The 12,529-nt window shown below is 65.3% G+C and carries 18 protein-coding genes and 2 tRNA genes; 17 read left to right on the top strand and 3 right to left on the bottom strand.

The window, feature by feature from the left end:
* Positions 1 to 420: 420 nt before the first annotated feature.
* Genes QRT08_RS04480 through QRT08_RS04470 form a run of 3 tightly spaced genes read right to left on the bottom strand, consistent with a single transcriptional unit; the run spans position 421 to position 2,083 of the window.
* Complete coding sequence (locus QRT08_RS04480) at positions 421 to 792, bottom strand: hypothetical protein (RefSeq protein ID WP_286044710.1); 372 nt, start codon at positions 790 to 792, stop codon at positions 421 to 423.
* Positions 793 to 821: 29 nt separating this feature from the next.
* Entirely contained in the window at positions 822 to 1,046 is a 225-nt protein-coding gene (locus QRT08_RS04475) for a DUF7976 family protein (protein ID WP_286044709.1), read from the bottom strand.
* Positions 1,043 to 2,083: an Mrp/NBP35 family ATP-binding protein gene (locus QRT08_RS04470; RefSeq protein ID WP_286044708.1), complete on the bottom strand. Its 1,041-nt coding sequence runs from the start codon at positions 2,081 to 2,083 to the stop codon at positions 1,043 to 1,045. The genes QRT08_RS04475 and QRT08_RS04470 overlap by 4 nt, the downstream gene beginning before the upstream one ends.
* A gap of 117 nt (positions 2,084 to 2,200) precedes the next feature.
* On the opposite strand from QRT08_RS04470, the gene QRT08_RS04465 reads away from it, so the two are divergent.
* From QRT08_RS04465 to rpsB, 17 genes are all read left to right on the top strand, one after another.
* The gene (locus QRT08_RS04465; protein WP_286044707.1) at positions 2,201 to 2,779 is read left to right on the top strand and encodes a hypothetical protein; all 579 of its coding nucleotides are present in this window, start codon (positions 2,201 to 2,203) and stop codon (positions 2,777 to 2,779) included.
* Between the two features lie 68 nt (positions 2,780 to 2,847).
* A complete protein-coding gene (gene moaA, locus QRT08_RS04460) occupies positions 2,848 to 3,831 on the top strand; it encodes a GTP 3',8-cyclase MoaA (protein WP_286044706.1) in 984 nt (327 codons plus the stop codon).
* 172 nt (positions 3,832 to 4,003) lie between these two features.
* Positions 4,004 to 4,762, top strand: a complete 759-nt coding sequence (locus QRT08_RS04455) for a hypothetical protein (RefSeq protein WP_286044705.1) — start codon at positions 4,004 to 4,006, stop codon at positions 4,760 to 4,762.
* Positions 4,763 to 4,881: 119 nt separating this feature from the next.
* On the top strand, positions 4,882 to 6,189 hold the full coding sequence (locus tag QRT08_RS04450) for an aspartate aminotransferase family protein (protein WP_286044704.1): 1,308 nt from the start codon (positions 4,882 to 4,884) through the stop codon (positions 6,187 to 6,189).
* 98 nt (positions 6,190 to 6,287) lie between these two features.
* Positions 6,288 to 6,370: transfer RNA gene (locus QRT08_RS04445), tRNA-Ser, on the top strand.
* A 72-nt stretch (positions 6,371 to 6,442) separates the two neighbouring features.
* Positions 6,443 to 6,955, top strand: a complete 513-nt coding sequence (locus tag QRT08_RS04440; protein ID WP_286044703.1) for a 30S ribosomal protein S13 — start codon at positions 6,443 to 6,445, stop codon at positions 6,953 to 6,955.
* Complete coding sequence (locus QRT08_RS04435; RefSeq protein ID WP_286044702.1) at positions 6,955 to 7,479, top strand: 30S ribosomal protein S4; 525 nt, start codon at positions 6,955 to 6,957, stop codon at positions 7,477 to 7,479. Before QRT08_RS04440 ends, QRT08_RS04435 begins: the two co-directional genes overlap by 1 nt.
* The gene (locus QRT08_RS04430; protein ID WP_008417422.1) at positions 7,480 to 7,869 is read left to right on the top strand and encodes a 30S ribosomal protein S11; all 390 of its coding nucleotides are present in this window, start codon (positions 7,480 to 7,482) and stop codon (positions 7,867 to 7,869) included.
* 1 nt (position 7,870) lies between these two features.
* Positions 7,871 to 8,617, top strand: a complete 747-nt coding sequence (locus tag QRT08_RS04425) for a DNA-directed RNA polymerase subunit D (protein WP_286044701.1) — start codon at positions 7,871 to 7,873, stop codon at positions 8,615 to 8,617.
* A gap of 118 nt (positions 8,618 to 8,735) precedes the next feature.
* Positions 8,736 to 8,820, top strand: a tRNA-Leu gene (locus tag QRT08_RS04420).
* 42 nt (positions 8,821 to 8,862) lie between these two features.
* Positions 8,863 to 9,216 (top strand): 50S ribosomal protein L18e, encoded by a 354-nt coding sequence (locus QRT08_RS04415; protein WP_286044700.1) that lies wholly within the window; start codon positions 8,863 to 8,865, stop codon positions 9,214 to 9,216.
* A 115-nt stretch (positions 9,217 to 9,331) separates the two neighbouring features.
* Positions 9,332 to 9,769, top strand: coding sequence for a 50S ribosomal protein L13 (locus QRT08_RS04410; RefSeq protein ID WP_286044699.1), 438 nt, complete (start codon positions 9,332 to 9,334; stop codon positions 9,767 to 9,769).
* On the top strand, positions 9,763 to 10,158 hold the full coding sequence (locus QRT08_RS04405) for a 30S ribosomal protein S9 (RefSeq protein WP_286044698.1): 396 nt from the start codon (positions 9,763 to 9,765) through the stop codon (positions 10,156 to 10,158). Before QRT08_RS04410 ends, QRT08_RS04405 begins: the two co-directional genes overlap by 7 nt.
* An 11-nt stretch (positions 10,159 to 10,169) precedes the next feature.
* Positions 10,170 to 10,361 (top strand): DNA-directed RNA polymerase subunit N, encoded by a 192-nt coding sequence (locus QRT08_RS04400; RefSeq protein ID WP_286044697.1) that lies wholly within the window; start codon positions 10,170 to 10,172, stop codon positions 10,359 to 10,361.
* Positions 10,358 to 10,537 carry a DNA-directed RNA polymerase subunit K gene (locus QRT08_RS04395; protein ID WP_286044696.1) on the top strand — a complete coding sequence of 60 codons (180 nt, stop codon included), beginning with the start codon at positions 10,358 to 10,360 and terminating at the stop codon, positions 10,535 to 10,537. Before QRT08_RS04400 ends, QRT08_RS04395 begins: the two co-directional genes overlap by 4 nt.
* On the top strand, positions 10,534 to 11,733 hold the full coding sequence (eno, locus tag QRT08_RS04390) for a phosphopyruvate hydratase (protein WP_286044695.1): 1,200 nt from the start codon (positions 10,534 to 10,536) through the stop codon (positions 11,731 to 11,733). Before QRT08_RS04395 ends, eno begins: the two co-directional genes overlap by 4 nt.
* On the top strand, positions 11,730 to 12,521 hold the full coding sequence (rpsB, locus tag QRT08_RS04385; RefSeq protein WP_286044693.1) for a 30S ribosomal protein S2: 792 nt from the start codon (positions 11,730 to 11,732) through the stop codon (positions 12,519 to 12,521). The genes eno and rpsB overlap by 4 nt, the downstream gene beginning before the upstream one ends.
* Positions 12,522 to 12,529 lie beyond the last annotated feature (8 nt).

The raw sequence follows: 12,529 nt of genomic DNA, 5'->3' as shown, positions 1-12,529 counted from the left end.
ATTCCACTAGAGCCCGATAAGAGTCGTGTTTGGGTTACTCATACTCCGAGAGTGTTCTATTTTTCGGAACATCGTTTTCTCTGTATTCCTGCTCATAGAACTCAGTCATTAGTTCATTGAGAAATTCCTGTTCGGCCTTACGGGATCTTCGCCACAGGAGAATCACGACTCCTATAAAGACGATAGCAACAAAAGCCAAGAAAAGAAAACTAACTACAACAACGCCGATGGTCAATGTAAATTCTCTGGAGATAAAAGATAGAAAGTCCCATAGAACCATAACGCCGACCAACACCATAGAAATAGATAAATTACGATAGAATACGTATAATTTTTGTACTCGACAAGTACGATCATTCAGCGGTTCAAGAGAATGCATCACGAGTCGATATAATTCAACATAATCATCGAAGGAGTCATTTAACTCATACTTACTTTTGCAATAGACCAAAATTCTTTTTTGGTTTTCGTTAAGTTAATGCGATCAACTGCTCTGAATTCGAGCATTTTGCTCGCTAACGTGGGTTCTCTGTTCAACTCTTCTTCTGCTTTGGCAGGATCACGAGATAGAGTAACTGTACTTGTAAATAATTGGGGATACCAACTTGGTTGATTTGATATTTTCGTCGGTAATTCCATTAGTAGAAACGATACTACTACAAATATCCCAATAGCAAGAACAGATATAGACGTTATATACTCAACATCCCCAGTTAAATAGAAGAACGTGAAAACTACGAGGCCCCCAGGTATTACATTGATGAGTATTTCATCTGGGTCGAAAACTCTCATTATTTCTCTCGTAAAAGTCTATTCGTTAACTATCGCTCCAACCCGCCCCGCTCCTTGACGTTCAGGATGTTGCGCACCGCGATGTAGATCTCCTGCGGGTCCGTCTCCTCCTCGGCGTCGTAGAGATCGCTCACCCGGTAGAGGATCGCCGCCAACTGCTTGCTCTCGGAGCTCTCACCCCGGAGGTCGTCAGCGGTCTCCCGGAGCAGTCGGACCCGTTCGGGGTCCGGGTCGCGCTCCTCGGCGTCGCTCATTTCTGGCTCTGTTGCTGGCGCTTCGTGACGCCGACGTTGTTGGCGACGTTCTCGGTGAGTACACGAAAGGCGTCGCCCGTCTCGCTGTCCGAATCGAGGACGATGGGCTTGCCCTCGTCGCCGCCCGTCCGAACCGAGGGGTCGAGCGGAATCCCGCCGAGATAGGGCAGTTCGTTCTCGGCGGCGAACGCCTTGCCGCCGCCCTTGCCGAAGATCTCGTGTTCGGAGCCACAGTCCGGACAGACGAACCCGCTCATGTTCTCGGCGATCCCCAGCACGACCGTGTCGTGGCGGCCGAACATCCGCAGGCCCTTGTTGGCGTCGTCGAGCGCGACCTCCTGGGGGGTGGTGACGATCACCGCGCCCGTGACGGGGACGCTTTGAAGCAGGGTGAGTTGGGCGTCGCCGGTTCCGGGCGGGAGGTCGACGACCATGTAATCGAGGTGGCCCCACTCGACGTCCTCCCAGAGTTGCGTGAGGACCTTGTGGACCATCGGGCCCCGCCAGATCACGGGGTCGTCCTTCCCCACGAGAAAGTCCATGCTCATGAGCTTCATCCCGAACTTCTCGGGAGGGATGATCTTCTCCTCCTCGGTCGCCTGCGGGCGCTGGTCGGCGTCGACCATCCGCGGGACGTTCGGCCCGTAGATGTCGGCGTCGAACAGGCCGACGCGCGCGCCCAGTTGCGAGAGGCCCGCCGCGAGGTTCACCGCGACGGTCGACTTGCCGACCCCACCCTTACCTGAAGAAACGGCGATGACGTTCTCGACGTTCGGGAGCACCTGTTCGTCGGGCGAGAGGCCGCTGTCGACGTGCGCCGAGAGGTCGATCTCGCGGTCGAGATCCGAGAGCGCCTCCCGGACGTCGGCCGCGATCCCCGTCTCGGTCGGCGAGTAGGGCGCGCCCAGCGCGAGCGAGACGGCGACCCGGTCGGGTTCGACCGTGACCTCGTTGACGAGGCCGAGCGAGACGATGTCGTCGCCGAGATCCGGATCCTCGACGGCTCGAAGTCGATCGAGAACGGCGTCTTCGTCCATGGTCCGGGTAGGCGTTCTCGGGCCGATAAGGCTTCTGAACGGTCGCGTAACGGACACAATACGTATGTCGGTCGGCCAAGTAGTGTGTAGACGTCCCACGGTGGGAGGGGGAGACCAATGGACCCGCACGAACACGACACGAACGGCCGAACGACGACAGCACAGCCGGCCGACGGGGCCGCCACGGCGACGTCCGACGCCGACGCCCTCGCCGACGAACTCGGCCGGATCCAACTCCGATCGATCGACGACCGACGGCTGCGCGCGCGGATCGACACCGTCGTCGATCACGACGCCGAGACGATCCGGCTGTGGTACCGGCTTCCCCACGACGCCTACGCCGTCGAGGAGTTCGAGAAACCGATCCCGTGGAGCGACCGGTTCAAGTTCGCGCGCGTGATCGAGGACCTGGGCTACAGCCCGAGCAGCCTCGGGGGGATCGAGGGCGAGGAGATCGTCCTCGAACGGGTCGACGGCGAGTGGCGCGCGGAGGACCCCGAGAAGCGCTTCGACGACGGGTTTCCGCCGAGCGCCACGGGCGGGACCGGCCCGATCGCCGGCCTCGGGTTCGGCATCACCGTCCTCTACCTCCTCTTGCTGTTCGTCGCGACCGCGGGCGCGATGAACGTCGTCGGCGCGCTCGCCGCCGCGTTCATGCTCTGTTTTCTCACCCTTCTGGTCGCCTACCTCTGGTAACCGACTTCGGTTACATCGATCGCGGACGTGCCCTCCAGTTTAAGTCCGTCCGATTGATACTGTGGGACATGAGCGTCCTCGCCGACGACTTCGGACGGGAGGTCACGGGGGTTCGTATCTCTCTGACCGATCGCTGTAACTTCGACTGTGTGTACTGTCACAACGAGGGGCTTGGCGACACGCGTGGCCCGATGGACCCACAGGACGACGAGATGACGGCCGACGAGGTCGTCCGCTTTCTCGAGGTCATGACCGAGTTCGGGATCGGCAAGGTGAAGTTCACGGGCGGGGAGCCGATGCTCCGGGACGATTTGGAGGAGATCATCCGGCGCACGCCTGAGGGGATGGAGGTCTCGATGACGACCAACGGCACGTTCCTGCCCGGTCGCGCCGAGGGACTGGTCGAGGCGGGCCTCGATCGTGTCAACGTCTCGCAGGACGCGCTGGACCCGAAGGCGTTCGCCGAGATCACCAAGAGCGGCGCGTACGACCGGGTGATCGAGGGGGTCCACGCGGCGCTGGATGCGGGTCTCGACCCGGTGAAGCTCAACATGGTCGTCTTCGAGCACACCGCGGGGTACGTCCCCGAGATGGTCGAACACGTCGCCAAAAACGACGGGCTTCAGCTCCAGCTCATCCAGTACATGCCCGAACTCACGGGCAAACCCGAATGGAACATCGACATCGAGCGGGTCCACGGCTGGCTCGAAGAGCAGGCGACGAGGGTCGAGCGCCGCGAGATGCACCACCGCGCGCGCTACTGGATCGAAAACGAAGACGGCAAGGGAGAGGGGATGGTCGAGATCGTCGATCCCGTCGAGAACCCCGAGTTCTGTGCGAACTGCCACCGGGTCCGGGTCACGCACGAGGGCTATCTCAAGGGCTGTCTCAACCGCAACGACGACCTCCGGCCGATGGGCGAGATGACCAGGGCCGAGATCCGCGAGACGTTCCGCGAGACCGTCGAGAACCGCGTGCCCTTCTACGGCGAGTACATGGTCCGAAACGGCGACGGCGGCTGGGAGATGAACGACAAGTACGTCGACGCGTAACCGGGCCGTTCGATTCCTCCTTCCCTAGCCGAACCCGCGTCCGACGTAGCGGAGCGACGCGCTCGAACGCCCTCCGTCGGACGTCTCCCCTACCGACGGGTGATCCGCCGGGGTTACCTCCCGGTTCGCTGAACTATACCCCCGGTGGGCGGCTGGCCCCTCTCGAGAAACCGTGTCGACCACCCTCTCGTCCCTCCCGAACCCCGAATACGTCCGAACGCTACCGGATCTCACCCTCGTCGGCGTCGTCCACGACCATCCCGCGAGCGTCGCGCGGGTCGAGGCGGTGGTCCGCGATTCGAGTCACGAGACGCTCGCGCTCGAACTCCCGCCGCTCGCGATCCCGCTGTACCGCTCGTACGCGGCGGACGACTCCTCGGACGCGGGCGGCGAGATGAGCGCCGCCATCCGCGCGAGCGCCGCGCCGGTCGTCGGGATCGACGGGCCGGGAAGCGGGTTCGCGCGCGCGTTCTACCGATACATCGAGCGCGAGAATCCCGATGCGGAGACGCTCGAACGGCTCTACGAGAGCGTTCGAACCGCGAGCGCGCGTGCGCTTCGGTGTCGACTCGCCGCCACCGGGATCGGCCAACGGGCGGGAGTCGAGGGCGAACGCCCCTTCACCTACGACTGCGATCCGGACGACGATATCGAGGATCTCGCTTCGGACGAACGATCACACGTCTCGACGGCGCGGGCGGCGACGGCGTTCTCGCCGCCCCACGTCGCCCACCGCGACGCCATCCGCGAGGATTGCATGGCCGAGGCACTCGGCGAGCTACCGGGACCGGTCGTCGCGGTCGTCGGGATCGACCACCTAGAGGGGCTCGTCGCCCGGCTGCGCCGATCGGCGGCCGATCGCGCGCCCGTTCTCGAAGGCGGGGGCGATCCGGCCCTCGCAGGCGACCGAGCCGCCCGTGACGAACGGTGACGTTTCCCGGTCTTCCGCGCGTGATCAGGCGGCGTCGACACCCCCGTCCCTTCGTCGGGCCGCCGCCGTAGTCCCGCTCGAGTCGATAGCGTTAGGGCGGCCTGTGTGGTTGCCCCGATATGGAAGACGACGTGACGAACCGCTCGGTCGTCGAGCGCGCTCGGGCGGTCATCCCGGGCGGCGCACAGACCGGGCTTCGGGCACAGGCGTACGACCTCGGGGAGGTCGCGTTCTCGGGGGCGAGGGATGCGACCCTCGAAACCGTCGAGGGCGAGACGTTCACCGACTACCACCTCGCGTTCGGCCCGATCGTGCTCGGCCACGGCCACCCCGAGGTCGACGCCGCGGCGAGGGAGACGATCGCCGAGGGGGTGCTCTACGGGGCGGCGACCACTCCCCTGGAGGTCGAGGTCGCGGAACGACTCGTCGACCTGATCCCGAGCGCCGAGCAGGTGAACTTCTGTAACAGCGGCACCGAGGCGACCTACCACGCGATCCGACTCGCACGCGCGTACACGGGCAACGACCGCGTGATCAAGTTCGAGGGCTGTTATCACGGCTGGCACGACTACGTCGACGTGAGCGTCTATCCCCCACGGGAGCGCGTCGGCCAGCGGTATCCAGAATCGGCGGGGATGCTCCCCGAGGCGGTCAAACACACCGAGGTTCTGCCGTTCAACGACCCCGAGGCGTTCGAGGAGGCCTTCGAGGAGTTCGACGACGTCGCGGCGGTGATCTGCGAGCCGATCCCCCACTCGGTGGGCTGTCTGCTCCCCGAAACGCGGTTTCTCGAGACCCTTCGAGAGGTCACGGCCGGGAACGACGTGCCGCTGATCTTCGACGAGGTGATCACCGGCTTTCGCCACTCCACTCGCGGGGTTCAACACGAGTTCGGCGTGACGCCGGATCTGACCTGTCTGGCGAAGGCGATGGGCAACGGCTACCCCGTGGCGGCGGTCTGCGGCCGCGAGGACCTCATGGCCCAGGCCAGCGGCGACAACACCAGCGGCGTGGTGATCAGCGGGACCTACTCGGGCCATCCCGTCGGGCTTGCGGCGGCCCGCGAGACGCTGCGGGTGCTCTCGGAGGAGCCCGTCGTCGAGGAGATCTCGGCGCTCGGCGAGCGCTACCGGGCGGGGCTCGCCGACCTCCTCGCGGACCGCGGGATCGAGGGGCGGGTAGTGGGCTACGGCAGCGTCTTCTCCCCGCAGTTCGGCGTCACGGAGGAGCCACGGCGCTACGAGGACGTCCTCGGACTGGACGAGGGGGCGTTCTCCGAGTTCGCACGCGGGATGCGCGAGCGGGGACACTTCTTCACGCCGAACCCCTACAAGCGCCAGCACATCTCGTGGGCCCACGGCGAGCGCGAACTGGAGGGGTATCTCGCGGACGCGGACGCGGCCCTCGGATCGATCTCGGTGAACTGATCCGGTGGGCTTAAATAGCCGACGCGGATACGTTGGGGTGCATACACTGTAGGGGCGCGACGTCCCGAGTCCGTGAGGGCGACAGTACAGACCGCAGTGTCGTGGTAGCCAAGCGGCCTAAGGCGCAGGGTTGCTAACTCTGTGGCGTTCAGCCTCCGGGGTTCGAATCCCCGCCACGACGCTACACTACCAGTCGCAGTTGGTAGTCCACCACCGCAACGGTGCGGCCGGAAAGACCCCAGCACAGAGACACATGAGTGCAGAAGACCCAGAACAACAGGACGGACCGGAGGACGACGAGGACCTCCGGTACTTCGTTCGCATCGGGCAGACGGACCTCGATGGGACGAAATCCGTCGAACGATCGCTTTCCGAGATGAACGGTATCGGCCGCCGAGCGGCCAGAATCATCGCCCAGAACGCCGGTATTCCGCGTACCGCGACGTTCGGGCGACTCGACGACGACGAGATCGACGCCATCGTCGAGGAAGTCGAGGGCTTCGCCGAGAACAACCCCGAGTGGCTCGCGAACCACCGGAGCTACTACAGCGGCGAGATCACCCACGAGACGGGCAACGACCTCGAACTCACCCGCCGACAGGACATCAACCGCCTGCAGATGATCAGCGCCTATCGCGGCGTGCGCCACCAGCGCGGCCAGAAGGTCCGCGGCCAGCGCACCCGTTCGACCGGGCGCTCGGAGGGGACCATCGGCGTGAACGTCGAGGCGATCAAGGAAGAGGCCGAGGAGGGCGGTGAGGAGTAATGGCGCTCGGTAGCAACACCAAGTTCTACGAGACGCCGAACCACCCCTTCCAGGGCGAGCGCATCGCCAGCGAGCACTCGCTCGTCGGGCGCTACGGCCTGAAGAACAAGGAGGAACTCTGGCGCGCGCAGTCCGAACTGCGCTCGTTCCGCCGGGAGGCCCGCGAACTGCTGGGCCAGACCCAGGGCGACACCGACGGCGCCGCCGAGGAGGGCGGCGAGTTCCTCTCGCGCCTCCAGCGCATCGGCATCCTCGGGGGCGAGGAGGGTCTCGACGACGTTCTGTCGCTCGAGGTCACCGACCTGCTCGAACGACGCCTGCAGACCGTCGCCTACCGAAAGGGCGTCGGAAACACGCCCAAGCAGGCCCGCCAGTTCATCGCACACGGTCACGTCACGGTCGACGGACGCCGGGTGACGGTCCCCTCGTACAAGGTGAGCGTCACCGAGGAGGACTCGGTGGACTTCGACGAGAACAGCCCGCTCGCGGACGAACTGCACCCCGAACGCGCGGAGGAACAATAGATGAGCGAATCAGGAGACAGCAAGTGGGGCGTCGCACACGTCCACGCCTCGTTCAACAACACGGTCATCACGATCACCGACCAGACCGGCGCCGAGACGATCGCGAAGTCCTCGGGCGGGACGGTCGTGAAACAGAACCGCGACGAGGCCTCGCCCTATGCGGCGATGCAGATGGCCGAGACCGTCGCACAGGAAGTGCTCGACGCCGGCATCGAGGGCGTTCACGTCCGCGTGCGCGGACCCGGCGGCAACCGCCAGCAGAACCCCGGACCCGGCGCACAGGCGACGATCCGGGCGCTCGCTCGTGCGGGCCTCGAGATCGGCCGGATCGAGGACGTCACGCCGATCCCGCACGACGGCTGTCGCGCGCCGAAGAACAGCGGGTTCTAGCATGGAGGGGGATTTCGACGTCGAGATCGTCGAACGCGACGACCGGAGCGCCCGGTTTCTCGTCCGTGGCGCGACGCCCGCGTTCGCGAACGGCATCCGCCGTGCGATGATCGCGGACGTTCCCACGCTCGCGATCGACACCGTGCGGTTCATCGAGAACTCCTCGGTGATGTTCAACGAGCAACTGGCGCTTCGTCTGGGCCTCGTCCCGCTCACGACGCCCGACGACTACGAACTCGGCGAGGAAGCGACCCTCGCGCTCGACGTCGAGGGCCCCGCGACCGCCTACTCGGGCGACCTCGTCAGCTCGGACGAGCAGGTCGGACCCGCCGAAGGGAACGTCCCCATCATCGACCTCAAGGAGGGTCAGCGCCTCGAACTCGAGGCCGACGCGGTCCTGGACGTCGGACGCGAACACGCCAAACACCAGGGCGGGGTCTCGGTCGGCTACCGACACCTCCAGCGCGTGATCGTCGAGGGCGACGCGGACGAGTTCGCCGAGGAGGAAGCCCGGATCGTCCGGGGAGTCATCGAGACCGAAGAGGGCGAACTCGTTCCGACCAGCGAGTTCGGCCACGACCTCACCGAGCGGTATCCCGGCAAGGAACTCCGTGTCGAGGACGTCCCCGGCGCGTTCGTCTTCCACGTCGAGACCGACGGCTCGATGACGGTCGACGAACTGGTCGACCGGGCGGCTGCCTCGCTCGGCGACCGCGCACGGGAACTCGAAGACGCCGTCGCGCTATAGCATCGTATGTGTCCCGCAACCCACCCCCCGGCGTTCGCTTCCGCGGAGAGCGCTCGCTTTGGCCAGCGGTGGGTAACCGAAAGGGGTTTTACGGGGCAGAGACTACAGCAGATCGCGCGCAGGGATAGCCAAGTCTGGCCAACGGCGCAGCGTTCAGGGCGCTGTCTCGTAGGAGTCCGCAGGTTCAAATCCTGCTCCCTGCACTCCGATTCGACTTCTCCGCGTTCCAATCATCAGGAGGAACTATGAGCAAGACCAATCCGAGGCTCACCAGTCTCATCGCCGAATGCAAGTCGGTCGCCCGCGAGTCGGGCGCCGACGTGTGGAGCGACATCGCAGACCGCCTCGAGAAACCACGCCGGACCCACGCCGAGGTCAACCTCGGTCGCATCGAACGCTACGCGACCGAAGAGGAGACCGTCGTCGTGCCCGGGAAGGTTCTCGGTAGCGGTGTGTTGCAAAAGAACGTCACCGTCGCGGCCGTCTCCTTTTCGGGGACCGCCGAGACGAAGATCGAACAGGCCGATGGCCGGGTCGTGCAGTTGGAGGAGGTCATCGAACAGAACCCCGACGGCAGCAACGTGAGGGTGATCGCATGAGAGAACGCACGGAAACGAATGAGAGTACGTCGGAACAAAGTTCCGACGGTGGTCGCGTGAGCGAGCGGAGCGAGCGAACGCGAGTACACCAGAGCTACGCTCTGGGGGTGATCGCATGAGCGTCGCAGAGTTCGAGGCCGACCTCGTCGTCGACGCCCGCGATTGCATCCTCGGTCGCGTCGCGAGTCAGGTCGCGGAAGCCGCACTCGACGGCCAGCGGGTGGCGGTCATCAACGCCGAGTCGGCCGTCATCACCGGCAACGAGGCCGACGTGATGGACGTCTACCGCAAGCGGACCGAGGTCGGGAGCGATCGCGGCCCGTACTACCCGAAACGTCCCGACGGCCTCATGAAGCGCGCGATCCGCGGGATGGTCCCGTACAAGACCACCCGCGGGCGCGAGGCCTTCGAGAACGTCCGCGTCTACGTCGGCAACCCCCACGACCGGGACGCGGAGGTCCTCGAGGGGACGTCGCTGGATCGGCTCTCGAACATCAAGTTCGTCCAGTTGGGCGAGGTAAGCGAGAAGCTGGGGGCAAACGTCACATGGTAACGAACACGAGCGGAAAGAAGAAGACGGCCATCGCCCGCGCCACCGTCCAGGAGGGCGAGGGGCGCGTTCGCATCAACTCCCAGCCGGTCGAGCTGGTCGAACCGGAGATCGCCCGCCTGAAGATGCTCGAACCGTTCCGCATCGTCGACGGGATCCGAGACGATGTCGACATCGACGTGAACGTCCAGGGCGGCGGCTACAACGGACAGGCCGACGCCGTCCGCACCGCGATCGCCCGCGGGCTGGTCGAGTTCAACAACGACGCCGAACTGCGCGACGCCTACATGGAGTTCGACCGCTCGCTGCTGGTCAACGACGTCCGCCAGTCCGAACCGAAGAAGTGGGGCGGGCCCGGTGCGCGGGCGCGCTACCAGAAGTCCTACCGCTAGGTGATCCACCCATGATGGTACCAGTCCGGTGTTTCACGTGTGGTAACGTCGTCGGCGAGCACTGGGAGGCCTTCACGGCCCGCGTCGACGAGGGCGAGGACCCAGCGGCGGTGCTCGACGATCTGGGGGTCTCGCGACACTGCTGTCGCCGGATGCTCGTCTCGCACACCGACCTCGTCGACGTGGTGGCTCCCTACCAATGACGAGCCAACAGTTCAGCCGGTACGAGAAGGCACGCATCCTCGGCGCGCGAGCGCTGCAGGTCTCGTACGGCGCGCCCGTGCTGATCGAGACGGACCAGTCCGAACCGATCCTGATCGCCGCCGAGGAGTACGACGCGGGCGTGCTCCCCTTCACCGTTCGACGGGGTGACACATGACCCGGATCGCGGACGTCAGGCTCAGACGGATCCTCGACTCGCGGGGCAACGGCACCGTCGAGGTCGACGTGCTGACCGAGAGCGGCGGGTTCGGTCGTGCGGCCGCACCGAGCGGCGCGAGCACGGGCGAGCACGAGGCGATCGAACTCGCCCCCGAAGAGGCGATCGCCGCCGCCCGCGAGCGGGCGGTCCCCCGCCTCGTCGACGAAGTGTACGCCGGCGACCAGCGAAGCGTCGACGCGGCGCTCCACGCCGCCGACGGCACCGACGACTTCTCGGAGATCGGCGCCAACAGCGCGGTCGCCATCAGCATGGCCGCCGCGAAGGCCGGCGCGGACATGCTCGGCGCGCCGCTGTACCAGCATCTCGGGGGAGCGTTCCGCGGGGAGAACTTTCCCATACCTCTTGGAAACGTCGTCGGCGGGGGCGAACACGCCGCCGACGCGACCGACATCCAGGAGTTCCTCTCCGCACCCGTCGGCGCCCCCAACGTGACCGACGCGGTGTTCGCGAACGCCGCGGTCCACGGCGAGATCCACGACGTTCTCGCCGAGCGCGCGATTCCCGCGGGCAAGGGCGACGAGGGCGCGTGGGCGCCGTCGATCGACGACGAGGAGGCCTTCGAGATCGTGGCCGAGGCCACCGAGACGGTCAGTCAGGAGGTCGGTTTCGAGATCGGCTTCGGCCTCGACGTCGCGGCCGCCGAGATGTTCGAGGACGGCGAGTACGTGTACCGCGACCGGACCCGCTCGACGGAGGAGCAGATCGAGTACATCGCGGATCTCGTCCGCGAGTACGACCTGGTCTACGTCGAGGACCCCCTCGACGAGAACGACTTCGAGGCGTTCGCCGACCTGACCGAGAAGGTGGGCGAGCGGACGCTGATCTGTGGGGACGACCTGTTCGTCACCAACACCGAGCGTCTCTCGCAGGGGATCGAGCAGGGATCGGCCAACTCGATTCTGATCAAGCCCAACCAGATCGGGACGCTGACCGACGCCTTCGACGCGATCGAACTCGCGACGCGAAACGGCCTCGATCCCGTCGTCTCCCATCGCTCGGGCGAGACCGAGGACGCGACGATCGCACACCTCGCCGTGGCGACCGACGCCCCGTTCATCAAGACGGGCGCGGCCGGCGGCGAGCGAACCGCCAAACTCAACGAACTCATCCGCATCGCGGAGGACGCACTATGAGCAACGAACCAGACCAAGACGGGCTCGACGCCGCCGAGGAGGAGATCGACGAGGAACCCGAACCCGAAGCGGGCGGGGACCCCGAAATCGATCCCGACGAGGACGTCAGGGCCGAGACCGACGAACCGAGCGCCGAGGCCGAGGAGGCCGAGGCCGAACCAGAAGACGAGGGGCCGGCCCTCGACGAGGACGTCATGTCCGACGAGGAGGCCGACCTCCTCATTCCCGTCGAGGAGTACCTCGGCGCGGGGGCCCACATCGGGACCCAGCAGAAGACCAAGGACATGGAGCGGTTCATCCACCGCGTTCGGACGGATGGCCTGTACGTGCTCGACGTCTCCAAGACCGACGAGCGCATCCGCACCGCCGCGGACTTCCTCTCGAACTACGACCCCGAGCAGGTGCTGGTGACCTCCTCCCGACAGTACGGTCGGTTCCCCGCCGAGAAGTTCGCGGAGACCATCGGCGCGCGCGCCCGGACGGGCCGGTTCATCCCGGGGACGCTGACCAACCCCAAGTACGACGGCTACATCGAACCCGACGTGCTCGTGGTGACGGACCCGATCGGCGACGCCCAAGCCGTCACGGAGGCGATCACCGTGGGCATCCCCGTCATCGCGATGTGTGACTCGAACAACTCGACGAGCAACGTCGACCTCGTGATCCCGACGAACAACAAGGGTCGCAAGGCGCTGTCGGTGGTCTACTGGCTGCTGGCCAACGAGACGCTCGACCGGCGCGGTGCCGACACCGTCTACGCGCTCGAGGACTTCGAGAGCGGGATTTAACGACTCGT

The sequence above is a fragment of the Halalkalicoccus sp. NIPERK01 genome (assembly GCF_030287405.1).
GTDB lineage: Archaea > Halobacteriota > Halobacteria > Halobacteriales > Halalkalicoccaceae > Halalkalicoccus.
This window is presented reverse-complemented; position numbering and strand designations above follow the sequence as displayed.